Source organism: Pseudomonas sp. PA-7-1E (assembly GCF_021605325.1).
In the GTDB taxonomy this organism is placed as follows: Bacteria; Pseudomonadota; Gammaproteobacteria; order Pseudomonadales; family Pseudomonadaceae; genus Aquipseudomonas; species Aquipseudomonas fluorescens_BV.
The window spans coordinates 84,879-111,291 of the sequence record NZ_WKFA01000005.1 but is presented as its reverse complement, the minus strand read 5'-3'; the positions used below and the strand labels follow the sequence as shown (position 1 = coordinate 111,291).

Annotated in this window: 20 protein-coding genes; 13 read left to right on the top strand and 7 right to left on the bottom strand. The window is 61.9% G+C overall.

Features of this window, described 5'->3' with window-relative positions:
• Positions 1-162 precede the first annotated feature (162 nt).
• Entirely contained in the window at positions 163-975 is an 813-nt protein-coding gene (gene lgt, locus GIW79_RS05120) for a prolipoprotein diacylglyceryl transferase (protein ID WP_003195189.1), read from the top strand.
• Positions 976-1,026: 51 nt separating this feature from the next.
• On the top strand, positions 1,027-1,860 hold the full coding sequence (locus GIW79_RS05115) for a thymidylate synthase (RefSeq protein ID WP_005792328.1): 834 nt from the start codon (positions 1,027-1,029) through the stop codon (positions 1,858-1,860).
• Between the two features lie 132 nt (positions 1,861-1,992).
• Here the strand turns inward: GIW79_RS05115 and cadR are convergent, their stop codons facing one another.
• Positions 1,993-2,433 (bottom strand): Cd(II)/Pb(II)-responsive transcriptional regulator, encoded by a 441-nt coding sequence (cadR, locus tag GIW79_RS05110; RefSeq protein WP_020301838.1) that lies wholly within the window; start codon positions 2,431-2,433, stop codon positions 1,993-1,995.
• Between the two features lie 85 nt (positions 2,434-2,518).
• On the opposite strand from cadR, the gene GIW79_RS05105 reads away from it, so the two are divergent.
• The 6 genes from GIW79_RS05105 (at position 2,519) to GIW79_RS05080 (ending at position 11,007) form a co-directional block, all read left to right on the top strand.
• Positions 2,519-4,837 carry a heavy metal translocating P-type ATPase gene (locus GIW79_RS05105; RefSeq protein ID WP_236452453.1) on the top strand — a complete coding sequence of 773 codons (2,319 nt, stop codon included), beginning with the start codon at positions 2,519-2,521 and terminating at the stop codon, positions 4,835-4,837.
• A gap of 16 nt (positions 4,838-4,853) precedes the next feature.
• Positions 4,854-5,717, top strand: coding sequence for a LysR family transcriptional regulator (locus GIW79_RS05100; RefSeq protein ID WP_054917036.1), 864 nt, complete (start codon positions 4,854-4,856; stop codon positions 5,715-5,717).
• A gap of 224 nt (positions 5,718-5,941) precedes the next feature.
• Positions 5,942-7,006 carry a putative 2-aminoethylphosphonate ABC transporter ATP-binding protein gene (locus GIW79_RS05095; RefSeq protein ID WP_236452451.1) on the top strand — a complete coding sequence of 355 codons (1,065 nt, stop codon included), beginning with the start codon at positions 5,942-5,944 and terminating at the stop codon, positions 7,004-7,006.
• A gap of 1 nt (position 7,007) precedes the next feature.
• The gene (locus GIW79_RS05090; RefSeq protein WP_236452450.1) at positions 7,008-8,720 is read left to right on the top strand and encodes a putative 2-aminoethylphosphonate ABC transporter permease subunit; all 1,713 of its coding nucleotides are present in this window, start codon (positions 7,008-7,010) and stop codon (positions 8,718-8,720) included.
• Between the two features lie 22 nt (positions 8,721-8,742).
• Positions 8,743-9,756 (top strand): putative 2-aminoethylphosphonate ABC transporter substrate-binding protein, encoded by a 1,014-nt coding sequence (locus GIW79_RS05085; RefSeq protein WP_236452449.1) that lies wholly within the window; start codon positions 8,743-8,745, stop codon positions 9,754-9,756.
• Between the two features lie 123 nt (positions 9,757-9,879).
• Positions 9,880-11,007 carry a TIGR03364 family FAD-dependent oxidoreductase gene (locus GIW79_RS05080; RefSeq protein ID WP_054917032.1) on the top strand — a complete coding sequence of 376 codons (1,128 nt, stop codon included), beginning with the start codon at positions 9,880-9,882 and terminating at the stop codon, positions 11,005-11,007.
• 29 nt (positions 11,008-11,036) lie between these two features.
• Here GIW79_RS05080 and GIW79_RS05075 read toward each other — a convergent pair whose 3' ends face one another.
• Positions 11,037-12,404, bottom strand: a complete 1,368-nt coding sequence (locus GIW79_RS05075) for a DUF3482 domain-containing protein (RefSeq protein WP_034128968.1) — start codon at positions 12,402-12,404, stop codon at positions 11,037-11,039.
• Positions 12,397-13,776 carry a DUF2868 domain-containing protein gene (locus GIW79_RS05070; RefSeq protein ID WP_200649212.1) on the bottom strand — a complete coding sequence of 460 codons (1,380 nt, stop codon included), beginning with the start codon at positions 13,774-13,776 and terminating at the stop codon, positions 12,397-12,399. The genes GIW79_RS05075 and GIW79_RS05070 overlap by 8 nt, the downstream gene beginning before the upstream one ends.
• 69 nt (positions 13,777-13,845) lie before the next feature.
• Here GIW79_RS05070 and GIW79_RS05065 point away from each other — a divergent pair, with 69 nt between their 5' ends.
• Positions 13,846-14,358: a dihydrofolate reductase gene (locus tag GIW79_RS05065; RefSeq protein ID WP_054898689.1), complete on the top strand. Its 513-nt coding sequence runs from the start codon at positions 13,846-13,848 to the stop codon at positions 14,356-14,358.
• Positions 14,359-14,470: 112 nt separating this feature from the next.
• On the opposite strand, the gene GIW79_RS05060 is transcribed toward GIW79_RS05065, so the two are convergent.
• A complete protein-coding gene (locus GIW79_RS05060; protein WP_054917031.1) occupies positions 14,471-15,862 on the bottom strand; it encodes an L-cystine transporter in 1,392 nt (463 codons plus the stop codon).
• Positions 15,863-16,104: 242 nt separating this feature from the next.
• On the opposite strand from GIW79_RS05060, the gene GIW79_RS05055 reads away from it, so the two are divergent.
• The 4 genes from GIW79_RS05055 to GIW79_RS05040 all read left to right on the top strand — a co-directional run bounded on the left by GIW79_RS05055 (position 16,105) and on the right by GIW79_RS05040 (position 21,410).
• Positions 16,105-17,166, top strand: a complete 1,062-nt coding sequence (locus tag GIW79_RS05055; protein ID WP_089041486.1) for a phosphorylcholine phosphatase — start codon at positions 16,105-16,107, stop codon at positions 17,164-17,166.
• A 195-nt stretch (positions 17,167-17,361) separates the two neighbouring features.
• Positions 17,362-17,895, top strand: a complete 534-nt coding sequence (locus GIW79_RS05050) for an RNA polymerase sigma factor (protein WP_034128963.1) — start codon at positions 17,362-17,364, stop codon at positions 17,893-17,895.
• Complete coding sequence (locus GIW79_RS05045) at positions 17,892-18,839, top strand: FecR family protein (protein ID WP_089041485.1); 948 nt, start codon at positions 17,892-17,894, stop codon at positions 18,837-18,839. Before GIW79_RS05050 ends, GIW79_RS05045 begins: the two co-directional genes overlap by 4 nt.
• Before the next feature lie 129 nt (positions 18,840-18,968).
• A complete protein-coding gene (locus GIW79_RS05040) occupies positions 18,969-21,410 on the top strand; it encodes a TonB-dependent siderophore receptor (protein ID WP_200583591.1) in 2,442 nt (813 codons plus the stop codon).
• A 186-nt stretch (positions 21,411-21,596) separates the two neighbouring features.
• On the opposite strand, the gene ilvD is transcribed toward GIW79_RS05040, so the two are convergent.
• The 3 genes from ilvD to GIW79_RS05025 form a co-directional block, all read right to left on the bottom strand.
• On the bottom strand, positions 21,597-23,438 hold the full coding sequence (gene ilvD / locus GIW79_RS05035; RefSeq protein WP_003195159.1) for a dihydroxy-acid dehydratase: 1,842 nt from the start codon (positions 23,436-23,438) through the stop codon (positions 21,597-21,599).
• A gap of 229 nt (positions 23,439-23,667) precedes the next feature.
• Positions 23,668-24,858, bottom strand: coding sequence for an MFS transporter (locus tag GIW79_RS05030; protein ID WP_054917024.1), 1,191 nt, complete (start codon positions 24,856-24,858; stop codon positions 23,668-23,670).
• 125 nt (positions 24,859-24,983) lie between these two features.
• Positions 24,984-26,180 (bottom strand): class I SAM-dependent rRNA methyltransferase, encoded by a 1,197-nt coding sequence (locus GIW79_RS05025; RefSeq protein ID WP_005792302.1) that lies wholly within the window; start codon positions 26,178-26,180, stop codon positions 24,984-24,986.
• Positions 26,181-26,413 lie beyond the last annotated feature (233 nt).

Below are 26,413 nucleotides of genomic sequence, written 5' to 3'. Positions count from 1 at the left end.
ATCGTCTCGAAGTTGGGCCGCGCACCTCTGATCCGTTAACATGCCGGGCTGTTTGGTGTGTATGTGAACTTCTTAATTTGATCTCGCAGCTGTAACGCAGGCTTAATCGCACATCGGCATGGTCCGGTGCGTCATGACTAAATGTTTTAACGAGGAGTCGCAATGCTGCCTTACCCGCAGATCGACCCGGTGGCCCTGGCCATCGGTCCGCTGAAAATCCATTGGTACGGGTTGATGTACCTGATCGGCATCGGCGGTGCCTGGCTGCTGGCTTCCCGGCGCCTGAACCGTTTCGACCCGACCTGGACCAAGGAGAAGCTCTCCGACATGGTGTTCTGGATGTCGATGGGGGTGATCGTCGGCGGGCGCCTGGGGTATGTGCTGTTCTACGACCTGTCTGCGTATCTCGCCAACCCGACCCTGATCTTCGAAGTGTGGAAGGGCGGCATGGCGTTCCACGGCGGGTTTATCGGCGTGATGATCGCCGCCTGGTGGTTTGGCCGGCGCAATGGCAAGTCGTTCTTCCAGCTGATGGACTTCGTCGCACCCTTCGTGCCGATCGGCCTGGGCGCCGGGCGCATTGGTAACTTTATCAACGCCGAGCTGTGGGGCAAGCCGACCGACGTACCGTGGGCCATGGTGTTCCCGCCGTTCAGCGACCCGGCACAACTGCCGCGCCACCCGTCGCAGCTTTACCAGTTCGCGTTGGAAGGTGTGGCGCTGTTCCTTATTCTCTATATCTTCTCGCGCAAGCCACGCCCAACCATGGCCGTGTCAGGCATGTTCGCGCTGTTCTACGGGATTTTCCGCTTTATCGTCGAATTCGTACGGGTGCCGGATGCGCAGTTGGGCTACCTGGCGTGGGGCTGGCTGACCATGGGTCAGGTGCTTAGCCTGCCGATGATCCTGGCGGGCCTGGGCATGTTGTGGTGGGCTTACAACCGCCCGCAGCCGCTGAAGAACGCCGCGCTTTAAATTCGAATGCCAAGACCAGGAGGTCTTGGCTTCAACGATACGGGTAAAAACATGAAGCAATATCTCGAACTGCTGCACGACGTCGTGACCAATGGCCTGACCAAGGGCGACCGCACCGGCACCGGCACCAAGGCCGTGTTCGCTCGTCAATATCGGCATAACCTGGCCGACGGCTTCCCGCTGCTGACTACCAAGAAGCTGCATTTCAAAAGCATCGCCAACGAATTGATCTGGATGTTGAGCGGCAACACCAACATCAAATGGCTCAACGAAAATGGTGTGAAAATCTGGGATGAATGGGCCACCGAAGACGGTGACCTGGGCCCCGTGTACGGCGAACAGTGGACCGCCTGGCCGACCAAGGACGGCGGCACGATCAACCAGATCGACTACATGGTGCACACACTCAAGACCAACCCCAACAGCCGCCGCATCCTGTTCCACGGCTGGAACGTCGAATACCTGCCGGACGAGACCCAAAGCCCGCAGGAGAACGCGCGCAACGGCAAGCAGGCGCTGCCGCCGTGCCACTTGCTGTATCAGGCGTTCGTGCACGACGGCCATCTGTCGATGCAGCTGTATATCCGCAGCTCTGACGTGTTCCTGGGCCTGCCGTATAACACCGCCGCGCTGGCGTTGCTGACCCATATGCTGGCCCAGCAATGCGACCTGATCCCTCACGAGATCATCGTCACCACCGGCGACACCCACGCCTACAGCAACCACATGGAACAGATCCAGACCCAGCTGGCGCGTACGCCGAAAAAACTGCCGGAGCTGGTGATCAAGCGTAAGCCTGCGTCGATCTACGACTACAAGTTCGAAGATTTTGAGATTGTGGGCTACGACGCCGACCCAAGCATCAAGGCGGACGTGGCTATCTAACGGCCCATCGCGGTAAAAAACTGTGGGAGCTGGCATGCCTGCGATAGCGGAGTGTCAGGCGACATCAATGTCGCGGGCCCACCACTATCGCAGGCAAGCCAGCTCCCACATGGGTTGCGTGTTCGCTTGAGTTTAGTGGCCGTGGCTTCTGCCCACATGCGAAGGCTCGGCCTCGCTGGCCGCAATCGCTCCGCTGACTTCCAACTGCTGCAGGATGCCGCACTGGTTCCCGCCGCCGCAGCGTTGACGCAAGTCCAGCAGTTGCTCCTGCAACGCCAGCAACCCGTCGATCCGCGCTTTCACATGGTGGATATGTTCGTCGATCAACGCATTCACGCTTTCGCACTGGTCCTGGGGGCTGTCACGTAGCCCCAACAGGCTGCGGATCTCTTCGAGGGTCATGTCCAGGCTGCGGCAGTTGCGGATAAAGGTCAGCCGCTCGGTGTGCGCCTGGGTGTACACGCGGTAGTTGCCATCGGTGCGTGCCGGGGGCGGCAGCAGGTTTTCCTTTTCGTAATAACGGATGGTTTCCACCGGGCAATCGGTGAGTTTGGCCAGTTCGCCGATCTTCATCGCAGCAATCTCCAAATGGGTGCTTGACCCTATAGTGGCTACAGGGTCTTTACTTGGCAACAGGCACCTTTACGGACGCGACCTGATGAGCCACTCCATTCACACCCCGCACAAGCACGACCACCCGCACGATCATGATCACGACCATGCTCATGACCACGGCCACCCGCATGAGCATGGCCACGATCACAAACATGATCATGCCCCGGCGAAACTCACGCCTGTGGATAGCCACGGTCACTCCGGCTCCTGCTGCTCCGGCGCTGCCGGGCCTGCCATCGTGACCCTGAGCGAGGCGCCCACCGCCGGCTCGCGCCTGAGCACCTTCCGCATCGAAGCCATGGACTGCCCCACCGAGCAGACGCTGATCCAGAACAAGCTGGGTAAGCTCGCTGGCGTGCAGCAACTGGAATTCAACCTGATCAACCGCATCCTCGGCGTCACCCATGACCTGCCGAACACGGCGCCGATCATCGCGGCGATCAAGTCCATCGGTATGCAGGCCGACCCTATAGAGGAAGGCAGCCCCGCCGCCGCGCCGCCCGCCAAGAAGCACTGGTGGCCACTGGCACTCTCGGGCGTGGGCGCTCTGGGTGCCGAAGTGCTGCACTTCACGGGCGTGGCACCGACCTGGGTGATCGCGCTGGTTGCGCTGGTGTCGATCCTCAGCGGCGGTTTGACCACCTACAAAAAGGGCTGGATCGCCCTGAAAAACCTTAACTTGAACATCAACGCGCTGATGAGCATCGCCGTGACCGGCGCCATCCTGATTGGTCAGTGGCCGGAAGCGGCGATGGTGATGTTCCTGTTTACCGTGGCCGAGTTGATCGAGGCCAAGTCCCTGGACCGGGCGCGCAATGCCATCAGCGGCTTGATGCAGATGACCCCGGAGCAGGCGACCGTGCGCCAGGCCGACGGTTCATGGCTGGAACAGGAAGTCAAAAGTATAGAACTGGGTGCAATCGTGCGGGTAAAACCTGGCGAGCGTATTGGTCTGGACGGTGAAGTCACCGCCGGTCAGTCCACTATCGACCAGGCGCCGATCACCGGGGAAAGCCTGCCGATTGAAAAGACTGTGGGCGATAAAGTCTTCGCCGGCACCATCAACCAGGCCGGTTCCCTGGAATACAAGGTCACTGCAGCGGCCAACAACTCGACCCTGGCGCGAATCATCCACGCGGTGGAACAGGCCCAGGGTGCGCGTGCTCCGACCCAGCGCTTTGTCGACAGTTTCTCCAGGGTCTACACCCCGGCAGTGTTCCTGTTTGCCCTGGGTGTGGCGGTGATCCCGCCGCTGTTCATGGCGGGCGTGTGGTTCGACTGGATCTACCGCGCCCTTGTGCTGCTGGTGGTGGCCTGCCCTTGTGCCCTGGTGATCTCGACCCCGGTGACTATCGTCAGCGGTCTGGCCGCCGCAGCGCGCAAAGGCATCCTGATCAAGGGCGGCGTTTACCTGGAGGGCGGCTACAAGCTCGACTACCTGGCCCTCGACAAGACCGGCACCATCACCCACGGCAAACCGGTGCAAACCGATTACCTGCCGCTGTTCCCGAATCTCGAAGACAGCGCGCCGGCCTTGGCTGCCAGCTTGGCATCGCGTTCCGATCACCCGGTCTCCCTGGCGATTGCCAACGCGGCTGTGGATAAAAACCTGTCGACTCACGCTGTGGATAACTTCGAGGCCCTGGCCGGGCGCGGTGTGCGCGGCGACATCAACGGCCAGACCTATCACCTGGGCAACCACCGCCTGGTGGAAGACCTGGGCTTGTGCTCAGAGGCGTTGGAAGAAAAACTCTTCGCCCTGGAAAAACAAGGCAAGTCCGTCGTGCTGCTGCTGGACAAGTCCGGCCCCCTGGCGCTGTTTGCCGTGGCCGACACGGTCAAGGACAGTAGCCGCGAAGCCATTCAGCAACTGCACGACCTGGGCATCAAGACCCTGATGCTCACCGGTGACAACACCCACACCGCCCAGGCCATTGCAGCCCAGGTCGGTATCGACCAGGCCCAGGGCGACCTGTTGCCCACCGACAAGCTGCAAGCCATCGAAACCCTCTACGGCCAGGGCCATAGGGTGGGCATGGTCGGTGATGGCATCAACGACGCCCCGGCCCTGGCCCGTGCCGAGATCGGCTTCGCCATGGCCGCGGCGGGCACCGACACCGCCATCGAAACCGCCGACGTGGCGTTGATGGATGATGATTTGCGCAAGATTCCGGCTTTCATTCGGCTGTCGCGGCAAACGTCGAGTATCCTCAAGCAGAACATCGCCCTGGCGCTGGTGATCAAGGCGATCTTCCTGGCCGTCACGTTTATGGGCATGGCGACCATGTGGATGGCGGTCTTCGCCGACATGGGCGTGAGCCTGCTGGTGGTGTTCAATGGCCTGCGCCTGGTGCGCAAATAGTGGATGAGAGGGTGGTGTGCTGAGTGCTGAGTTAAAGGCGTTTTTCATGGTCGCCCGGCTGGGCAGCATTACCCAGGCGGCGAAGAAACTCGGCTTGAGCCAGCCCACGGTGACCACCCAGATTCGCAACCTCGAAGGCCACTACGGCGTCGAGTTGTTCTACCGTGGCGGCCGCCGCCTCACCGTCAGCGACGAGGGCGCGCGGCTGTTGCCGATGGTCAAGGCGCTGTTGCAGCAGGAAGCGGATATCGAGTTTTTCCTGCGCAACAACGGCCAGGTCCAGGGTGCGCTGAGAATTGCCGCAACGGCGCCGTATTACATCCTCGATCTGGTCAAAGCCTTTCGCGAGCGCCTGCCCCAGGTGGACGTGTCGGTGGAAATCGGCAACTCCCAGCAGGTGCTTGAGGCGCTGGACGATTACCGCGTCGATGTCGCGGCCTCATCGCAATTGCTGGAAGACGCCCGGCTGATCCGCCGCGTGCTGGGCACCGACCCGCTGGTGCTGGCGGTGCACCGCAATCACCCGTTGGCCAAGCTCGATCACGTAACGTTGAGCGCGCTAGTCGGGCATACCTTGCTGATGCGTGAAGCGGGCTCCACTACCCGCAGGCTGACGGAAGAGATGTTGAAGAATGCGGGCGTCGGATATGGCCCGTTGTTGGAGATTGGCAGCCGTGAGTCGATTCGCGAGGCGGTGCTGCGCAACATCGGCATTAGCATCATCGCCCGCCAGGAAGTGCCCCATGACCCGCAGTTGCGCGTGCTGACCATCGAGAATGCACCGCAGATTCCGGAGTATCTGTATTGCCTCAAGGAGCGCAAAGGGGCGCGCCTGCCGGCGGCGTTCCTTGGCCTGGCACAGGAAATGTCACCCCTCTGATCGTTCCCACGCTCCGCGTGGGAACGCCGCCCAGGACGCTCCGCGTCCGTGACGCGGAGCGTCACTAGAGACATTCCCACGCAGAGCGTGGGAACGGTCATGATAGCGGTCGTGAGTCCTACACAAATCCACCAATACCACTATCACCTCTTTTTGCCTTTCTGCCACACCCGCTACGCATTGCCCTCCTAGCATGGCCTTCATCCGTTCGATGAGGTGCCACCATGCACACAGCCCTGACCCAACCCGGCGCACCGATGAAAGTGCGCGCAATCCAGAAACGCTTTGGCGCCTTCACCGCGCTGGACAACGTCTCCCTGGACGTCGCCGCCGGCGAGCTGGTGTGTCTGCTGGGCCCTTCCGGCTGCGGCAAGACCACACTGCTGCGCTGCATCGCCGGCCTGGAGCGCCAGGACAGCGGTGAGCTTTACCTGGGCGAGCGGGACGTGTCCTTGCTGCCACCCCAGGCGCGGGACTACGGCATCCTGTTCCAGTCCTATGCGTTGTTTCCCAACCTCAGCGTTGAAGCGAACATCGGCTACGGCCTCACCGGCAGCGGCCGCGATGAAGTGCGCAAGCGGGTCGCGCAGATGCTCGAACTGGTCGGCCTGATGGGCAGCGAAAAGAAGTACCCCGGCCAACTCTCCGGCGGCCAGCAACAGCGCGTCGCCCTGGCCCGCGCACTGGCGCCGGCGCCGTCGTTATTGCTGTTGGATGAGCCGATGTCGGCCCTCGATGCCCGGGTACGCGAGCACCTGTGCACCGAACTGCGCCAACTGCAGCGGCGCCTGGGCATCACCACCTTGATGGTGACGCACAACCAGGACGAAGCCATGTTGATGGCCGACCGCATTGCCGTGATGAACAACGGCAAGGTCGAGCAGTACGCCACGCCCCAGGAAATCTACGACCGCCCGGCCACGCCGTTCGTGGCGGAGTTTGTCGGCCAGGGCAACTGGTTGCCGTTCAGCCGTAACAGCGCCAGCCATGCTCAGGTGGGTGGGTTGAACATGCGCCTGGCTGAGGACGCGGGTGTCGCCCAGTCCGGCCGCTTGTTCTGCCGCCCGGAAGCCATTTGCGTCAACCCACCGGTGCATGAAGAAAACCTGTTCCCGGCCAAGGTTCGCGAGATCACCTTTCTCGGCAACCGCTGCCGCATGAGCTTTGAACTGGAACAATTACCGGGCCATCCGTTGCTGGCTGAACTGGCGCCGGAAGCGATGCCGCGCCTGGGCGCCCAGGACATCTGGGTGGCGTTGCCGCCGCGCAGCCTGCAGGTGTTTGCCTGAGATGGGGGCTGTGATGACATTGCCGGTACCGCGCCAGGTGTCCCGCGCCGAGTGGGGCGACCGCCTCTTCGTGGTCGGCGGCAAGTGGCTCTGGCTGGGCCTGTTAGTGGTGGCGGTGCTGTTGCCGCTGTTGGCGATCTTCTGGCGCGGCTTCAGCAGCGAAGCCGGGCAGGGCGGTGGCCTGGTAGCCGCTCGCGAACTGCTGAGCAGCGCCAACTTTCACTGGTTGCTGGGCAATAGCCTGAAAGTTTCCCTCAGCGTGGCGGCCATCGTCGTGCCGCTGGCCTACTTGTTTGCCTATGCCCTGCAACGCACGCTGATCCCCGGCAAGTCCATCTGGCGCAGCCTGTCATTGCTGCCATTGATGGCGCCGTCGATGCTGCCAGGTATTGCCCTGGTTTATCTGTTCGGCAACCAGGGCCTGCTGCGCGGCTTGTTCTCGGAAAATATCTACGGCTTCTGGGGCATTGTGCTCGGTGAGGTGATCTACACCTTTCCCCATGCCTTGATGATTTTGCTGTCGGCGTTGTCCTTGGCGGATGCACGCTTGTTTGACGCTGCTTCGAGCATGGGCGCCAGCCCGGCACGGGCGTTTCGCAGCATTACCTGGCCAGCCACGCGCCAGGCGGTGTTCGCCGCTTTCTGCCTGGTGTTCACCCTGACCATCACCGACTTCGGAGTACCGGTGGTGGTGGGCGGCGATTATCAGGTGCTGGCGCTGGAAGCCTACAAGGCGGTGGTGGGCCAGCAACAGTTCGGTCGCGGCGCGTTGATCGGCATGGTGTTGCTGCTGCCGGCGCTGTTCAGCTTTGGCGTGGATGCGTGGTTGCGCCGTCGGCATGGCGACGCGATGAGCGGCCGCGCCCAGGTGTTCCAGCCAGCGCCATCGCGGCCGCGCGACGGGTGCTACCTGGCCGTCGTGCTGCTGATTTGCGCGGCGTTGCTGCTGGTGTTCGGCATGGCGGTGTACTCCTCGCTGGTGAAATTCTGGCCGTACAACCTGTCGCTGTCGCTCAACCACTACCAATTCGAAGACACCGCCGGCGGCGGCTGGCTGGCCTATCGCAACAGCCTGACCATGGCGCTGTGTACGGCGTTGATCGGCAGCGTGCTGATTTTCACCGGCGCCTACCTGATGGAAAAAACCAAGGGCCAGAAAAACCTCAACCTGGCGCTGCGCATGCTCAGCTTCGTGCCAATGGCCGTGCCGGGCCTGGTCCTGGGGCTGGGCTACGTGTTCTTCTTCAACCTCAACGGCAACCCGTTGCATGTGTTGTACGGCAGCATGGCGTTGCTGGTGGTGTGCACCATTGCGCACTACCTGACCACCGCGCAGATGACTGCAACCACCGCCTTGCGCCAGTTGGACGCCGAGTTCGAAGCCGCCGCGTTGTCCCTCAAGGCACCGTTGTACCGCCATTATCTGCGCGTCACGGTGCCGATCTGTCTGCCGGCGCTGCTGGACATCCTGCGCTACCTGTTTGTCTCGGCGATGACCACCGTCTCCGCCGCGATCTTCCTCTACAGCCCCGACACCATCCTCGCCGCCGTCGCCGTGCTGAACATGGACGACGCCGGCAATGTGGGGGGCGCGGCGGCCATGTCGACCCTGATCCTGTTCACCTCGGCCAGCGTCTCGCTGCTGCTGGCGTGGGCTTCACGTGGCGCGCTGCGCCGCTCCCAAGCCTGGCGCCAGCGCGCACCTGGCCAATAAACATCCCTGAAGGAGGTGCTCCATGTTCAAGCCCCTGGCGCTGGTCGCTGCAGTCCTCACGGCATTCAGTCTGAATGCCTTCGCCAAGACCGAGTTGACCGTGTACACGGCCCTTGAAGCCGAGCAATTGAAGACCTACAAAAAAGCTTTCGAACAGGCCAACCCCGACGTCGAGATCAAGTGGGTGCGCGACTCCACCGGCATCATCACCGCCAAACTGCTGGCCGAGAAAGACCGCCCCCAGGCTGACGTGGTGTGGGGCCTGGCCGCCTCCAGCCTGGCGATCCTCGATCAGCAAGGCATGCTCGACAACTACGCGCCCAAGGACCTGGACAAGATCGGCAAGCATTACCGCGACGCCGCCAACCCTCCGGCCTGGGTGGGCATGGACGTGTGGGCCGCCACCCTCTGCTTCAACACCGTCGAAGCCGAGAAGCAGGGCCTCACCAAACCGGTGAGCTGGCAGGACCTGACCAAGCCCGAATACAAGGGCAAGATCGTGATGCCTAACCCGGCGTCTTCAGGCACGGGCTTCCTGGATGTCAGCGCCTGGCTCCAGACGTTCGGCGAGAAGCAAGGCTGGCTGTACATGGACGACCTGCACCAGAACATCGGCCAGTACGTTCACTCCGGCTCCAAGCCGTGCAAGCTGGCGGCGTCCGGTGAGTTCCCGATTGGCATTTCCTTCGAATACCCGGCGGTTCAGCTCAAACGCCAGGGCGCGCCGCTGGAGATCATCCTGCCCAAAGAGGGCCTTGGCTGGGAGATCGAAGCCACCGCTGTGATCAAAGGCACTGCCCATGTCGACGCGGCGAAAAAACTCGCCGACTTCTCTGCCAGCACCGTGGCGATGGACCTGTACAAGGAAAACTTCGCCGTGCTCGCGCAACCGGGTATCGCCAAGCCGCAGACCGAATTGCCGGCGGACTATGAGCAACGGTTGATCAAGAACGACTTTGTCTGGGCTTCCAGGAACCGTGACAGCATCTTGGCCGAATGGCGTAAGCGTTATGACGGCAAGTCGGAAAAACAGTAACCGATCGTTCCCACGCTCGGCGTGGTAACGCCGCTCTGGACGCTCCGCGTCCGCTTTTAAAGGTCGTGACGCGGAGCGTCACCGGATGAATTCCCACGCGGAGCGCGGGAACCAGAGGACAGTATGAGTAGTGATCTGTTAGTCGTCGGCGCCGGCATCCTCGGCCTCTCCCACGCCTATGCCGCCGCCAGGCGCGGCCTCAAGGTCAAGGTGTTCGAGCGCAGCGCCACGCCATTGGGCGCCTCAGTGCGCAACTTCGGCCAGGCACTGGTCACCGGTCAACCACCAGGGCCAATGCTGGACCTAGCGCGGGAAAGCCGCGAAATCTGGGGCCAGTGGGCGCAAGCGGCGGGCCTGGCGCTCAAGCGCAATGGCTCCTACCTGTTCGCCCGCACCGAAGCCGAAGAACATCTGCTCGAAGCCTTCTGCGCCGGGCGCGCGCGGGAGCACGGCTACAACGTCGAGCTGCTGCAGGGCGCTGCCATGAACGACCTGTACGCCGGCCAGTTCCGCCATCACCGCGCCGCCCTGCATGGCAAGGATGACCAGCAGCTGTACTCCCGCGAGGCGATCCCGGCGCTGATCCATTACCTGAGCCAGCACTTGCACGTGGAGTTTCACTTCTCCACGCTGGTACGCGACGTAGAGCCGGGCCAACTGCACAGCACGGCCGGCAGCTTTCGCGGGGAGCAGATCGTTGTCTGTTCAGGCCACGACTATCAGACCCTGCTGGCCGAATCCATCGCCCCGCTCAACCCGCACACCTGCCGCCTGCAAATGCTGCGTGCGCGGCCGGTGCTTAATCTGAACCTGCAACACGCGCTGCTCACCGGCTTGAGTTGCGTGCATTACGGCGCTTTCGCCGACCTGCCGGAAGCCGCTGTGGTCCAGGCGCAGATTCTGCGCGAAACGCCACATCTGCAGGAACACGGCATTCATCTGCTGATCAGCCCCACGCCCCATGGCGAGCTGATCATCGGCGACTCCCACCATTACGACAGCGACCCGTCGCCCTTCAATGCCGAGCAGATCGATGACTGGATGATCGAGCTGGCGCAGCAGACCCTGGGGTGCAACATCCAGGTGGTCGAGCGCTGGCAAGGCGTTTACGGCGCTCGCGGCCCCGGGCCGTTTTCGTTTGTGCAGGCGGCACCTGGCGTCAGCGCTGCCTTGATGCACACCGGCGTAGGGATGAGCGTGGGGCCGGCCATGGCCGAGCGCAATATCCGCAGGTTATGGGGAGAAGCGTGATGAACCCGGAACAGGCAGGCATTGGCGGTTCAGGTCTGGTCCAGGCGTTGGGCCAGGGCTTCAACCTGCTCTTGGCGCTCGGCCTGGCTTAGTTTCGCGTGGGGGTTGAGGGATGACCATTGCGGATAGGCGCGGGCTTTGTTCAAGGCGTCGGGCAGTTTGCCCTCGCGCCAGGTTTTGTCCTGGGGCGTATCGACCTTGATGCTGTGCATTGCCGCATGGCCGCGCAGGTTCAGGGCCTTGAGCAACTGGCGCTGGCGCAGGGCTAGCAGGCGCAGCACGCTGTCGTCGACGGTCAGCTCGCGCTGGCCCTTGATCTTGCCGAGCAGGCGACTGCCGTAGCTGCGTGCGGTTTGCAGGGCGCCACCGGCGATAGCGCCTGCCAGGGCCGCGGCGCCAAGGGTCAGGCCGCCGACCAGTAGATCCACGCCAGCACCGGCAGCGGCTCCGGCAGCTATCCCGCCGCCGACCCGCACGCCAAGTTGCTTGAGGGTTTCGGGGTTGAACAAGTCATCGCCCCAGCGACCGTCGAGCAGCGGCAGGTCGCTGGCCGCCGCGTCCTGTGGGCGAAAGCCGAACAGTTTGAGCAGGGCTTCAACGCACTTTTGTTCGCGTTGGCGCACGGCCTTGCGTAAGTCGCTGACGGCTTGGGGCTCATTCTCGGTTGTCACACTGCGACGGCAGGCCGCGCAGTCGATCAACAGTTCGGCGATCAAGCGGGCGGCGCTTTGCTGGCGAGCCTGGCGCTGGGCTTCTTGATCGAGGATCAGGCGTTCCAACTGCGGCCGTGAGTTTTCCAGCAGCAGGGCCAGGCTTTCATACAGCCGGCGTTCGCCGTCTTCGGGCGGTGCCACGCTGTCAAAACGCACCAGCGCATGCAGGCCGAGGCGGGCCAGGGCTTCGCGCCAGTCCGGTTCACGGTGGTCGCTGCTGCTGACAAAGTTGAGCACCGGCAACAACGGCTTGCCGCAACTGGCCAGCACTTGCAGTTCGTCGCGGTACTTGGCCAGCACCGGCTCGCGAGCGTCGATCACGTACAGGCCGGCATCGGAGGCCAGCAACTGGCGCAGCACCTTGGCTTCCTGTTCGAAACGCTGGCGCGCCTCGCTGCCTTCCAGGAAACGCGCCAGCCGCGCAGGGCCATCCAGGCGTTCGCCGGGGCGGTCGAGGCGTTCCAGGTAATCGAGCAGGGCGATGGCGTCTTCCAGGCCGGGAGTGTCGTACAGCTCCAGCAAAGCTTCGCCATCTACCGATAGGCGTGCACCTTCCACGTGCCGCGTGGTGCTGGGGCGATGGGACACTTCGCCAAAGCCGACATCGCGGGTGAGGGTGCGCAACAATGAGGTTTTGCCCACGTTGGTATGGCCGACCACGGCGAGTTTCAGCGGTTTAGTCATGACCTGTCTCCAGCCAAGTGAGCGGCGCGCAATCGGCAAACGACACTTCAAGCTGTTGCAACGCGGCATGCCAGTCGCCCAGGCGCTCGGCGTCCAGCGCCTGGCCCGGTGGTGCCTGCAGCAGCCATACGCGAGTGTCGGTGGCGCTGCGTGCCAGCTCGGCGATCAGTGCCAGGCTGCCACGGTCGGGCGAGCGGCGCGGGTCACAGGCGATGGCCAGGCGCGCGGGTGGGAAACGGCTGAGTTGCTCCAGCAGTTTGTTGCGTGATTCGCGGCTGTCGAGGATGCCGGCGTTCTTGACGTTGGCAGGCAGTTTGGGGGGCCAAGGGTGTTGGTCGTCGAGTTCGATGGCGACCAGCAAGGCGCCATCACTCTCCAGCTCACTTGCGCCGCCGCTGATCGAGTGCAGGTGATCGGGCGCCACATCGTTGACCCCCAGGCGCTCGCTGCTGGGCATCAGGCGTTCGCGCAGTTGGGCGTAGCCGGGCAGGTTGAGGTCCAGGTGCAACGCTGCGCGCCCGCGTTTCCATCGCCACAGGCACAGCAAGGCAAGGATCAACCGCGGCAGCAGACCGTAGACCAGCAACACGCCCACCAGCCAGGCCGCCCAGGCCTGGCGGGCGCTTTCGATATTCAGCGCGGAGTCGCCGCTGGCGCGGATCATCTCCACGGTGGGCACATTGAAACCGAGCAGAGCCGGGAGTGTGCCGAGGGCCTGGGTCACGGCGACAAAGGTATCGGCGCCGAGAATGGTGGTTTCCCACACAAACCCATAGCGGCGGGTGGCGAGCAGAGTCAGTAGGATCACCAGGGCGCTGAGCAAGGCCAGCAACCACAAGCTGTTGACCAGCACACCCACCGCCCAGCGATTGAGTTTTTGCCGTTGCAGCAACAGCAACAACGCCGGGGCCAGTTGCGCGGCCTTGGCGTCACGGGCCAGTTTCTCGCTGAGCCACAACCACAGCCGGCCAAGGCTGGCGCTGTGTTCGCCGGCAAACAACAGGCCCAGGGCCCAACTGATCAGCAAGATCAGGTTCAGGCCGAGCAGGCTGCCCAAGGCCCAGAACACATTCACCGGGGCCAGGCCATTACCCAGCGCGGCGAACGCCAAACCGGCGCCGCTGATGACGGCGACCGCCGCCAGTAACAACAGCGCCAGGCGTGCGCCTTGCAGCCAGCGGCTGAGCGCGGCGGCCAAACCATCGCGCTCGGCCAGGTGCAGCGCACGCTGCTGGATGCGCGTGGCCAGGTCGCCCCCGGCGGTGCGGGCCAAGCGGTTGGCTTCCAGGTCTTCCAGGGGGCCGGCGTGTTCTTCGCGCAGGCGCACGGTTTCTGTCAGCCAAAGTCTGTGCAGCGGGTTCAGTGCAGTCACGCGCCGTCCTGTCGTGTTGATGAGGTTGGAGCATAACCGCTGGCTCGCCGCTCTGGTATTCTCGTCGCCATGAAAAAAACTCTCCCTTTAAGCCTGATCGCAGCCCTCGGTGAAAACCGTGTGATCGGCGTCGACAACAGCATGCCCTGGCATTTGCCGGGGGATTTCAAATATTTCAAAGCCACCACCCTTGGCAAGCCGATCATCATGGGGCGCAAGACCTGGGACTCCCTGGGCCGACCGCTGCCGGGGCGCTTGAACCTGGTGGTCAGCCGTCAGACCGATCTTGTGCTGGAAGGTGCGGAAGTTTTTCCTTCACTGGGTGCAGCGGTCGAGCGCGCTGAGGAATGGGCCAAGGCGCAAGGCGTGGACGAGCTGATGCTGATTGGCGGCGCGCAGTTGTATGCGCAGGGGCTGGAACAGGCCGATCGCTTGTACCTGACCCGCGTGGCGCTGAGCCCGGGAGGGGATGCGTGGTTTCCGCAGTTTGATGGGAACCAGTGGAAGCTGGTGTCGAATGTCGAAAATCCGGCTGAAGGTGATAAGCCGGCCTACAACTTCGAGGTGTGGGAGCGCAACTAGTGTAGGAGCGAGCTTGCTCGCGAAGATCGTCAACGATGACGCGTGCATTCTGAATGAACGCGGCGCCCTCAGGTTCTTCGCGAGCAAGCTCGCTCCTACAGGTTATAAGCCTTTATGCCTGCGCCAGTTCGGCATGCTCATCGGCATCCAGCAACGCTTTATCCGTCTGCCCCATGATCTGGCTGGTAATCGCCCCCGCCGTCATCGAACCATTGACGTTCAACGCCGTACGGCCCATGTCGATCAGCGGCTCCACGGAAATCAACAGCGCCACCAGTGACACCGGCAAGCCCATGGCCGGCAGCACGATCAGCGCGGCAAAGGTCGCACCGCCGCCCACGCCGGCAACGCCCGCCGAACTCAAGGTCACTATCGCCACCAGGGTCGCGATCCACAGCGGGTCCAACGGGTTGATGCCCACAGTCGGCGCGACCATCACCGCCAACATCGCAGGGTAAAGACCGGCACAACCGTTCTGGCCGATGGTCGCGCCAAACGAGGCGGCGAAGCCGGCGATGGATTGCGGGATGCCCAGGCGACGGGTCTGCGCTTCAATGCTCAGCGGGATGCTTGCAGCGCTGGAGCGGCTGGTGAAGGCGAAAGTCAGCACCGGCCACACCTTGCGGAAGAAGCGCAGCGGGTTGATCCCGGCCAAGGACAGCAGCAGGCCGTGCACCACGAACATCAGGCCCAGGGCCAGGTACGACACCACCACGAAACTGCCCAGCTTGATGATGTCTTGCAGGTTGGAACCGGCGACCACTTTGGTCATCAGCGCCAGCACACCGTAGGGGGTCAGCTTCATCACCAGGCGCACCAGGCGCATCACCCAGGCTTGCAGGGTGTCGATGGCGTTAAGGACTTTCTGGCCTTTTTCCACGTCGTCCTTGAGCAGTTGCAGCGCGGCAACCCCAAGGAACGCGGCGAAAATCACCACGCTGATGATCGACGTCGGCTTGGCCCGGGCCAGGTCGGCGAACGGGTTGGCCGGTACGAACGACAGCAGCAACTGCGGGATATTCAGGTCGGCAACCTTGCCCGCGTAATCACTCTGGATCACTTGCAGGCGCGCCATTTCCTGGGTGCCGGCCACCAGGCCTTCGGCAGTGAGGCCGAACAGGTTGGTCAGGCCGATGCCGATCAGGGCCGCGATGGCCGTGGTGAACAGCAGCGTGCCGATGGTCAGGAAGCTGATCTTGCCCAGGGACGAGGCGTTGTGCAGGCGTGCCACGGCACTGAGGATCGAGGCGAATACCAGCGGGATCACGATCATTTGCAGCAGCTGCACATAGCCGTTGCCGACCAGGTCAAACCAGCCGATCGAAGCTTTGAGCACCGGGTTGCCGTCGCCGTAGATCGTATGCAACGCCGCACCGAACAGCACGCCAAGCACCAGGGCGAACAGCACCTTCTTGGCGAGGCTCCAGTTTGTACGGCGGGTTTGTGCCAGGCCCAGCAACAGGGCCACGAACACCAATAAATTGAGAATCAGGGGCAGATTCATTGAAGCTCCGTTGAGAAGGCAGCCAATCGCGTGAGCCTGCGATTGCGAACCGGGAAGCCTAACAGCTTGAAATATATTGATTTAATACCAATATGGAATGGCGACTGTCGTTTTTGGAATAAGCGTTTGACGCTCAGGCGTATGGCCTTGGCGCAATCGCGACGTCAGCGGTCGCGCTCGGGCGATAACTGTCATACGGATTTGTTAGCGTCGATGTCTTTCACTTGAGGGAGACAACGCCTATGAAGCTCGCGCCGAAACTACTGTTATCCGCCGCCTTTTGCCTCGGGCTCGCCAGCCAGGCGTTTGCCTCCACCGAGTTGAAGCACTGGCCGGCACCTGCCGCCAAACAACTCAACGAAATGATCGCCGCCAACGCCAACAAGGGTAACTACGCGGTGTTCGATATGGACAACACCAGTTACCGCTACGACCTTGAAGAGTCCTTGCTGCCGTTCATGGAAAACAAGGGCCTGATCACCCGCGAAACCATGGACCCTTCGCTCAAGCTTATCCCCTTCAAAGACACCGCCGACCATAAGGAAAGTCTGTTCAGCTACTACTATCGCCTGTGCGAAGTCGACGACATGGTCTGCTACCCCTGGGTTGCGCAGATTTTTTCCGGCTTCACCCTCAAGGAACTCAAAGTGCAGGTCGACGAGCTTATGGCCTCCGGCAAGCCCGTGCCGGTCAGCTATTTCGAAGGCGACGTGGTGAAAAAATCCGAGGTACAGCCGCCAAAAGTCTTCACCGGCCAGGCCGAGCTGTACAACAAACTGATGGAAAACGGCATCGAGGTCTATGTGATGACCGCCGCGTCCGAGGAGCTGGTGCGCATGGTCGCGGCTGATCCGAAGTACGGCTACAACGTCAAACCCGAGAACGTTATCGGCGTGACCACGATGCTTAAGGACCGCAAGACCGGCGAGCTGACCACCGCACGCAAACAGATCACTGCCGGCAAGTATGACGAGAATAGCAACCTCGGCCTGGAACTGACCCCCTACCTGTGGACCCCGGCGACCTGGATGGCCGGCAAGCACGCGGCGATCCTCACCTACATCGACGAATGGAAAAAACCAGTGATTGTCGGCGGTGACACACCGACCAGCGACGGCTACATGCTGTTCCACGATGTGGACGTGGCCAAGGGCGGCGTCCACCTGTGGATCAACCGCAAAGACAAGTACATGACCCAGCTCAACGGCATGATCGCCAAGCACGCGGCGGCGCAAGCCAAGGAAGGGCTGCCGGTGACGGCGGACAAGAACTGGGTGATCGTCAAGCCGGAAGAGATCCAGTAAGACCGAGTCACCTGCATCGCAGACAAGCCAGCTTCCACCGTCGACCGCATTCTCATGTTGGGGCGCGGTCAACTGTGGGAGCGGGCTTAAGAACACCGCAGACTCAAAGGCAAAATAGATATCAATTGCGAACTAATCTCATTCTTTGCTAGCGTGCGCACTCCCTGAACCGTCCGTTCTTCTCAAGGTAGTGCTGTGTCCTCCTGGAATACGCAGATCGCGCGCCTGTTCGCGGAGCAGAAGAAAGCCCTCGAAGCCTTCGTCACGCGCCGCACCGGCAGCGCCCAGGTGGCTGCCGACCTGACCCAGGAATCCTTCCTGCGCCTGGCGCGCCTGGAGTCCGGCGAGAAGATCGATAACCTACCCGCGTTCCTCTTCACCATTGCCAGCAACCTGGTGCGCGACCACCAGCGCCAGGCTATCCGCCGCGAGCGTCTGGATGCCGGCGCACCGAGCGAAGAACTGCCCTGCAGCAACCCCGGTGCCGACGAACAGCTAGCCGCCTATCAGCAGGAGCAACTGATGCAGGATGCGATCCTGGGCCTGCCCGAGGCGACTCGGCAGATCTTCCTGCTCTATCATGTCGACGAGCTTTCCTACCGCGAGATTGGCGAACGCCTGTCGATCAGCCCGCGCAGTGTGGAATACCAATTGCGTCGCGCCTTGATTGAATGCCGTGGGTACATCAAGACGCGCCTAGCCTGCGATGCACAAGGACGTCGGTCATGACTGCCCTGCCTACTGCTGATGTGTTGTTCGAAGAGGCGTCCGGCTGGTATTTCCGCCTGCACGCCGAGGACTTGACCCCGGCTGAAATGGACGCCTTTGCTGCGTGGCTCGGTCAGGGCCAGGCGCAGGATGATGCCTGGCAGGAAGTGCAGGCGATGCTCGGTGGCCTGCGTGAGCCGGCGCGCGTCATTCGCCGTGCCGAGCAGGCCACCTGGCGTACACCGCTGCGGCGCTGGGCGTATGCGGCTGCCGTGTTGCTGGCCGTGGGCCTGACCGTGCAGAACACTCCCTGGCTTGACCGCTTGCGCGCCGACTACGCCACCGGCACTGGCGAGTCGCGCACCATCGAACTGGCCGATGGTTCCCACCTTCAACTCAACACCGACAGTGCGGTGCAAATCCGCATGAGTGCGGGTGAGCGGCAGATTCGTTTGCTGCGTGGCGAAGGTTTCTTCGATGTGACCAAGGACCCCGCACGGCCCTTCGTGGTGCAGTCGGGCGACGGCTGGGTGCGAGTGGTCGGCACCCAGTTCAGTGTGGCGCGGCGTGATGACCAGACGCGTGTGCAGGTGGCGCAGGGCAAGGTTGAAGTCAGTGCAGGGAGCGGCACGCCGGTCTATCTGGAACCGGGGCGGGCCGTGGAGTATCAGAGCCGGCACCTTGCACACGTCCACGGTTTCGACCCGGCCAGCGGCTTTGCCTGGCGTCAGCGGCAACTGGTGTTCCGTCAGCAACCTTTGTCGGTGGTGGTCTCTGAACTGAATCGTTACTGGCCCGGCAAGACGCTGGTGCTCGGTGATGCGTTGCGCAGTCGGGTAGTGTCCGGCGTGTTCGAAATCGACAAACCCGATGCCGTGCTCAAGGCGTTGGAATACACCCTCAACCTGCGTGCCGAGCACTACACCCCGTATTTGCTGGTGTTGCGTGAAGGCAATGCGTCCTGACGGCAATTTCTCAAAATATTTTCAGGGTTTCCCCGCAAGCCATCGTCCTTGATCACTGAGGCGTAAATAGTAAGCACTCTCAAGTAGTGCGGCGCCGATCACAGACTTTTGTACCGGGGAGCACCATTCATGGCACACCGATTCGCCACACGGCCCTTGCTGGCCTTGGCCATTTCCTTGGCCAGCTGTATCGCGCCGTCGTACCTGCAGGCCGCTGAGGCCAACCAGGCCCAGACCTACCGCTTCGATATTCCCGGGCAGGGCCTGGACGCTGCGCTGGCGGCGTTCTCGGCGGTGACGCGGGTTCAGGTGCTAGTGAATGGGGAGTTGACCCAGGGGGTGATATCGCCGGGTGTGAAGGGCAACCTGGGGCAGCGTGAAGCCTTGGGGCAGCTGCTCGGCGGCACGGGACTGAGCGCGGCGTTTATCAATGCCGATACCGTCACCCTGGAAAAACGTGTGGTGCCAGGTTCTGCCCTGGAAGTGGGCGCCACCACCATCACGGCCGAACGCCTGGGCATCACCACCGAAGGCACGGGCTCGTACACCACGGGGGCTGTGACCCTGGGCAAGGGCGAGCAAAAACTCAAGGACATCCCGCAGTCGGTCAGCGTCATGACCCGCAAGCAGATGGATGATCAGAACACCACCAAGCTCTCTGAAGTGGTCAAGCGCACGCCCGGCCTGACAGCGACCAAGTCTCCCGGCTCCGGTATGTTCATCTTCTCCCGTGGCTTCGAGGTTGGCACCCTGCAATACGACGGTGTGGGGATTCCACGTAACACTTACACCTTGGGCAGCTATCTCACCGAAAACATGGCCATTTACGACCGCGTCGAGACGCTGCGCGGCCCGGCCGCCTTGCTGCAAGGTGCCAACAGCCCCGGCGGCACCATGAACCTGGTGCGCAAGCGCGGGCAGCAAGCGCCGACGGCGACCATTACCGCCAAGGCTGGCTCATGGGACCACTACGGCACTCAGGTCGATGTCGGTGGCCCGCTGAACGCCGAAGGCACCTTGCGCGGACGCTTCGTGGCGGATTACGACACCACCGACTCCTTCGTCGACTATGCGGGCGGCTGGAACCAGACGGTTTATGGCGCCGTCGACTACGATTTCACTCCCGACACCACCGTCGGCCTGGGCATCAGTAACCAGAAGGGCCATTCGCGCCCCAACTTCATGTCGTTGCCCCGTTATGCCGACGGCAGTGATATCGGTCTGCCGCGTTCGACATTTGTCGGCGCCAGTTGGAACCGCAGCGTCAACAATCAGACTCAGGTGTTTGCCGACATCGAGCACCGCTTCAACGATAACTGGAAAGTGAAAGCCGCACTGGTAGCCATGGATGAGCACAACGACGCAACCTACCAGGCGACGTGGGACACGGTACCCGTCGGCGGTGGCGCTGTGCCCTATGTAGATTGGATCACCGACTTCAATACCAAGAGCCGCGGCGCGGATGTGTATGTAAACGGCAAGTTTGAGGGGCTGGGCTTCCAGCAGGAAGTGGTGCTGGGCGCCAACTATTCCAAGCTCACCACCGACGACCAGTGGGCACGGGCTTCAAACCCCGGCGCGGATATCTTCAACATCGACCACAACCGCCCACAGCGCGACAAATACCAATTGTTCCAGGAGGGTGCCGCCTCGAAGAGCTGGTATGACATTCGCCAGAAAGGCATCTATGGCACCTGGCGTGTGAAAGTCCTGGACCCGCTGACGTTGATCGTCGGTGCGCGTACCAGTTGGTATGACTATTCCTACATTGGCCAGAGTGGTTTCAAAGGCACATATGGTGCCCCGCAAGACAATACCACCCAGTCCAATGGCAAGGTTACGCCCTACGCCGGCCTGGTCTATGCGCTCAACGAGCAGTGGTCGGCCTACGCCAGCTATGCCGATGCCTTTGAGCCGCAAACCAACCTGACCACCTCCGGCTCCCTGCTCAAGCCTATCGAGGGCAAAAACTACGAGTTGGGCATCAAGGGAGAGCTGGCTGACGGGCGCCTCAATACCTCGTTTGCGATCTTCCGTTACGATCAGGAAAACCGTAGCGTGCAGGACCTGCAAGGGCCAATGAACTGCAATGGTTGGTACTGCTCGGTCGCCTCTGGCAAGGTCCGCAGCCAAGGCTTTGAAGCCACACTCAGTGGTGAGGTGCTGCCAGGCCTGCAGCTCGCCTCCAGCTACACCTACAACACCACTGAATTCCTCAAGGACGACACCTACGAAGGCAAGATTTTCAGCACTTGGACCCCCAAGCACTTGCTCAAGGTCTGGGGTGATTACCAGTTGCCGGGCGATTGGCAACATTGGAGCGTGGGTGCCGGTGTGACCGCGCAAAGCAGCACCGAAGCCTATGACCGTACGTTCAGCGTGCCGGGCAATGCATTGTGGGATTCGCGGGTGGCCTACAAGATCAACCAGGAATTCACCGTGGCGGCAAACCTGAACAACATGTTCGACAAGAAGTATTACATCCCGGCCTACAACGCGAACTGGGGCAGCAACTACTACGGGGACCCACGCAATGTGATGTTCACCATGACCTATACCCCACAGTTCTAAGAGATTACCTATATCCAATGCGGGGGCTGGCTCGCCCGCAATGGCGGTGTGCCAAACAAGAACTCACCGGCAGGCCTATAGCTATCGCAGGCAAGCCAGCTCCCACAGTTGATCCTCGGTGTTGTGGAGGTTTTGGCCAGGCATAAAAATGCCCCGCACCTGGCGGGGCTTTTTTATGCGCGGGGCTTACAGGCCGTCGAGCATGGCTTTGTTGCGTACGGCACCCTTGTCGGCACTGGTGGCCAACAACGCGTAGGCCTTCAATGCGGTGGTGACTTTACGCGGGCGCTTCTCCACTGGCTTCCAGCCTTTCTTGTCCTGCTCAACGCGGCGTGCTGCCAGTTCTTCATCGCTGATCAACAGGTTGATCGAGCGGTTCGGGATGTCGATCAGCACCTTGTCGCCATCCTGCACCAGGCCAATCGCGCCACCGGCAGCGGCTTCCGGCGAAGCGTGGCCGATGGACAGGCCCGACGTGCCGCCGGAGAAACGGCCGTCGGTCAGCAGGGCGCAGGCTTTGCCCAGGCCTTTGGATTTCAGGTAGGACGTGGGGTAAAGCATCTCCTGCATACCCGGGCCGCCTTTAGGACCTTCGTAGCGGATGATCACGATATCGCCTTCCTTGACTTCGTCCGCAAGGATGCCGCGTACCGAGCTGTCCTGGCTTTCGTAGATCTTGGCGCGGCCTTCGAAGACGTGGATGGACTCATCCACGCCTGCCGTTTTGACCACACAGCCGTCGAGGGCGATGTTGCCGTACAGCACGGCCAGGCCGCCTTCTTGCGAGTAGGCGTGCTCGACACTGCGGATGCAGCCGTTTTCACGGTCGTCGTCCAGGGTGTCCCAGCGGGTCGACTGGCTGAACGCGGTCTGGGTGGGGATACCGGCAGGGCCGGCCTTGAAGAAGGTGTGCACGGCTTCGTCGTCGGTCTGGGTGATGTCCCACTTGGCGATGCCTTCGGCGATGGACTTGCTGTGCACGGTTGGCAGGTCGGTGTGCAGCAGGCCGCCACGGGCCAGGGAGCCGAGGATCGAGAAGATCCCGCCGGCGCGGTGCACGTCTTCCATGTGGTACTTCTGGATGTTCGGCGCGACTTTGCACAGTTGCGGCACGTGACGGGACAGGCGGTCGATGTCGCGCAGGTCGAAATCGATCTCGGCTTCCTGGGCCGCGGCCAGCAGGTGCAGGATGGTGTTGGTGGAACCGCCCATGGCGATGTCCAGGGTCATGGCGTTTTCGAACGCCTTGAAGTTGGCGATATTGCGCGGCAACACCGACTCATCGTTCTCGCCGTAGTAACGCTTGCACAGCTCGACGATGGTGCGGCCGGCCTGCAGGAACAACTGCTCGCGGTCGCTGTGAGTGGCCAGTGTGGAACCGTTGCCCGGCAAGGCGAGACCCAAGGCTTCCACCAGGCAGTTCATCGAGTTGGCGGTGAACATGCCGGAGCACGAACCGCAGGTCGGGCAGGCGCTGCGCTCGTATTCCGCGACCTTCTCGTCAGAAGCGCTGGAATCGGCGGCGATCACCATGGCGTCGACCAGGTCGAGGCCGTGGGAGGCAAGTTTGGTCTTGCCGGCTTCCATCGGCCCGCCGGAGACGAAGATCACCGGGATGTTCAGGCGCAAGGCAGCCATCAACATGCCGGGGGTGATCTTGTCGCAGTTGGAAATGCACACGATGGCGTCGGCGCAGTGGGCGTTGACCATGTACTCCACGGAGTCGGCGATGATCTCGCGGCTCGGCAGGGAATACAGCATGCCGTCATGACCCATGGCGATGCCGTCATCCACGGCAATGGTGTTGAATTCCTTTGCCACGCCACCGGCGCGTTCGATCTCGCGGGCGACCAGTTGGCCCAGGTCCTTGAGGTGGACATGGCCAGGCACGAACTGGGTGAACGAGTTGGCAATCGCGATGATCGGCTTTTTGAAGTCGTCATCTTTCATCCCCGTGGCACGCCACAGCGCGCGCGCACCGGCCATGTTGCGGCCGTGGGTGGATGTTTTCGAGCGGTAATCAGGCATTGGAGCACTCCGGGCGGCTAATCAAGTACTAAAGGGGAGTGAGCTTCTAATTGACGACTGGAACACTCAGAAAATGGCCGTGTGTCCGGAAGTTGCCACTCGCGTCGCGGGATCGCCGCGTGCTTGGGCCTCGAGCTCATAAACCCGCCGGGGGATGACTGGCGATGAATAGGGCCGATTCTACACCGCTGGCGGCTGGAGGGAATGGGCGCAACCTTGAAGTTAGCCGCTACAGGACGTGCGGGTGGCGCCTTGCCCATGAGTTCAACGCAAGGGCGGCGAGGCTCAGGATCAGAAAACACAAGCCAAGCGCAGTACTCAACTGGTGGGTAAAGGTGCTGATAAACGCACTGATACAGCCGCCAGCAATGAACAGCACTGCCGCAACGGCGGAAGCCGCGGCTCCCGCATTGTCTGGAAACAGGCTCATGGCCTTGGAGTTGGAAATGGGCCGGGTGATGGTGGTGCCCGCCGTGCAGAGCAGCATGGGCACCAACACTGTCGGGGTTGATAAGCCGAACAGGTAGGCCAACAGCAGCATGACCACGCCAGAGATAGCGATCAGAACCAGCCCGACTGCCATCTGGGTAGCCGCCGCCAGCCGTTTGTGCAGGACGCCTGCACAGAGGCCACCCACTACGTAGGCGGCGCCGTAGAGAAGCAAGGTCAATGAGTACTCATGGGGTGACAGCTTTAACTGGTCCATGAAAATGAGCGGTGACACAACGATGAATGAGAAATGACAGGCGAAGGTGATCGCGGAGATCGTGGCGTAGCTGGCGAAATGTCTGTTGGCGAAAACCTTGGCGTAGGCCCTGAAAATACCCCGCTCGCCTGGCGCGGTTGGAGGGAAGCCGCCATGCAGTAATCGGTGAGCCATAATCCACGTTGCGGCACAGAGGGCGATAAACGCGTAGAAGCTGGCTTTCCATCCCCAGTGCAATTGCAGCCATGCGCCCAGCACTGGGGAAATCGACATGAAAATGCCTCCGGCCGTGGCCATTGCTATGCGCAACCGCTCCTGTTCCCTGCCGAAAAAAAGGTCCTGCACCAGCGCTTGGGACAGTATGAAACCACCGCAGCCTATGGCCTGAATGACTCGGAAGAACAGGAATTGGGGCGTGTTTCTGGCGGCCAGACACCCGACTGCACCCAGGATGGCTACTACCATACTGGCCAGGAGTAGCTTCTTGCGACCGATTCTGTCGGACAGCGGGCCGATCAGCAGCATTGAGCAGGAAAATCCAATGGCGAACAGGCTGACGGATCGAGCGATATGGGTGGTCGAGGTATGGAAGTGTTCAGCCAGGGCGGGAAAGGAGGGCAGTACGACGTCAAGGGGGAAGACGCCCAGCAAAGTCATGGTCATCAGCCAGAAAACCAAGAGCGGTTTTTCAGCCTGTGTAATTGCCTTCGACATGCGCGAGCCTCGGTTCCATGAGAGGGGCGAGGATCGAGTCTGCGCTACGGAAAGTCAAAGCCTGGGGCAGTACGACATTTCCTGAAAACCTGTAGGAACCCGCAAGTCCCTACAGGGGAACAGCATCAGCTATTGGGTAGCAACCGGCAGGTAATGCTCTTGATGTAGCGCGTCTCGACAATCGCCGGGTGCACCGGGTGGTCCGGGCCTTGGCCGCCACGTTCGAGCATCTGGATGTTGCGGTCCAGATGGCGGGCGCTGGTGAGCAGGATGTTTTGCAGGTCGTCTTCCGGCAGATGCATGGAGCACGAGGCGCTGACGAGGATGCCGTCTTTGCTGAGCAGGCGCATGGCTTGCTCGTTCAGGCGGCGGTAGGCACCTTCGCCGTTTTTCATGTCTTTTTTGCGTTTGATGAAGGCCGGTGGGTCGGCGACGATCACGTCGAAGCGTTCTTCGCTGGCTTTCAGTTCCTTCAAGGCTTCGAACACGTCGCCTTCGATGCAGGTCATCTTCTCGGCAAAGCCGTTCAGCGCGGCGTTGCGCTCTACGCCGTCGAGGGCGAAGGCCGAAGCGTCGACGCAGAACACTTCACTGGCACCAAAGGCGGCGGCTTGCACGCCCCAGCCGCCGATGTAGCTGTACAGGTCCAGTACACGCTTGCCCTTGGCATACGGGGCCAGGCGGGCGCGGTTCATGCGGTGGTCGTAGAACCAGCCGGTCTTTTGGCCCTGGATCACCGGGGCTTCGAACTTGACGCCGTTCTCTTCCAGCGCCACCCACTCCGGCACCAGGCCGAACACGGTTTCGACGTAGCGGTTGAGGCCTTCGGCGTCACGTGCGGCGGAGTCGTTCTTGAACAGGATGCCGCTGGGCTTGAGCACTTGGGTCAGCGCGGCGATCACGTCTTCTTTATGGGCTTCCATGGTCGCCGAGGCGATCTGTACCACCAGGATGTCGCCGAAACGGTCGACCACCAGGCCCGGCAGCAGGTCGGAATCACCGTAGACCAGGCGGTAGAACGGCTTGTCGAACAGGCGGTCACGCAGGGACAGCGCGACGTTGAGGCGGTGCACCAGCAGCGACTTGTCCAGCGGCAACTTGATGTCGCGCGACAGCAGGCGGGCGCAGATCAGGTTGTTCGGGCTCATGGCCACGATGCCCAGGGTCTTGCCGCCGGCCGCTTCCAGGATAGCCTGGTCACCTGCCTGGAAGCCGTGGAGTGGGGTGGCGGCCACGTCGATTTCGTTGCTGTAGACCCACAGGTGGCCGTTGCGCAAACGACGATCGGCGTTGGCTTTGAGACGCAGGCTTGGCAGGGACATGACGTCGCTCCGGAAAAAAGAGCGGGAGTATACCCTTTGCGCACTCTTTCATGTGGGAGCTGGCTTGCCTGCGATGCGGGCGGCGCGGTGTATCAGACGTACGGTGGTGAGGCTATCGCAGGCAAGCCAGCTCCCACATTCGATCGGGTTTCAGTTGGGTTTTTGGGTGTCGGCCACATCGGCATAAGGGGTAGAATTCGCGCCTAGCCCAGAGTGTGTACTTATGTCCCAAG

Coding starts and splice junctions, on each gene's coding strand:
- GIW79_RS05065 (WP_054898689.1), top strand. CDS start 13,846: ATGAAAAAAACTCTCCCTTTAAGCCTGATCGCAGCCCTCGGTGAAAAC.
- ilvD (WP_003195159.1), bottom strand. CDS start 23,438: ATGCCTGATTACCGCTCGAAAACATCCACCCACGGCCGCAACATGGCC.
- GIW79_RS05075 (WP_034128968.1), bottom strand. CDS start 12,404: ATGACTAAACCGCTGAAACTCGCCGTGGTCGGCCATACCAACGTGGGC.
- GIW79_RS05085 (WP_236452449.1), top strand. CDS start 8,743: ATGTTCAAGCCCCTGGCGCTGGTCGCTGCAGTCCTCACGGCATTCAGT.
- GIW79_RS05060 (WP_054917031.1), bottom strand. CDS start 15,862: ATGAATCTGCCCCTGATTCTCAATTTATTGGTGTTCGTGGCCCTGTTG.
- GIW79_RS05030 (WP_054917024.1), bottom strand. CDS start 24,858: ATGTCGAAGGCAATTACACAGGCTGAAAAACCGCTCTTGGTTTTCTGG.
- GIW79_RS05090 (WP_236452450.1), top strand. CDS start 7,008: ATGGGGGCTGTGATGACATTGCCGGTACCGCGCCAGGTGTCCCGCGCC.
- GIW79_RS05045 (WP_089041485.1), top strand. CDS start 17,892: ATGACTGCCCTGCCTACTGCTGATGTGTTGTTCGAAGAGGCGTCCGGC.
- lgt (WP_003195189.1), top strand. CDS start 163: ATGCTGCCTTACCCGCAGATCGACCCGGTGGCCCTGGCCATCGGTCCG.
- GIW79_RS05055 (WP_089041486.1), top strand. CDS start 16,105: ATGAAGCTCGCGCCGAAACTACTGTTATCCGCCGCCTTTTGCCTCGGG.
- GIW79_RS05080 (WP_054917032.1), top strand. CDS start 9,880: ATGAGTAGTGATCTGTTAGTCGTCGGCGCCGGCATCCTCGGCCTCTCC.
- cadR (WP_020301838.1), bottom strand. CDS start 2,433: ATGAAGATCGGCGAACTGGCCAAACTCACCGATTGCCCGGTGGAAACC.
- GIW79_RS05040 (WP_200583591.1), top strand. CDS start 18,969: ATGGCACACCGATTCGCCACACGGCCCTTGCTGGCCTTGGCCATTTCC.
- GIW79_RS05115 (WP_005792328.1), top strand. CDS start 1,027: ATGAAGCAATATCTCGAACTGCTGCACGACGTCGTGACCAATGGCCTG.
- GIW79_RS05025 (WP_005792302.1), bottom strand. CDS start 26,180: ATGTCCCTGCCAAGCCTGCGTCTCAAAGCCAACGCCGATCGTCGTTTG.
- GIW79_RS05095 (WP_236452451.1), top strand. CDS start 5,942: ATGCACACAGCCCTGACCCAACCCGGCGCACCGATGAAAGTGCGCGCA.
- GIW79_RS05105 (WP_236452453.1), top strand. CDS start 2,519: ATGAGCCACTCCATTCACACCCCGCACAAGCACGACCACCCGCACGAT.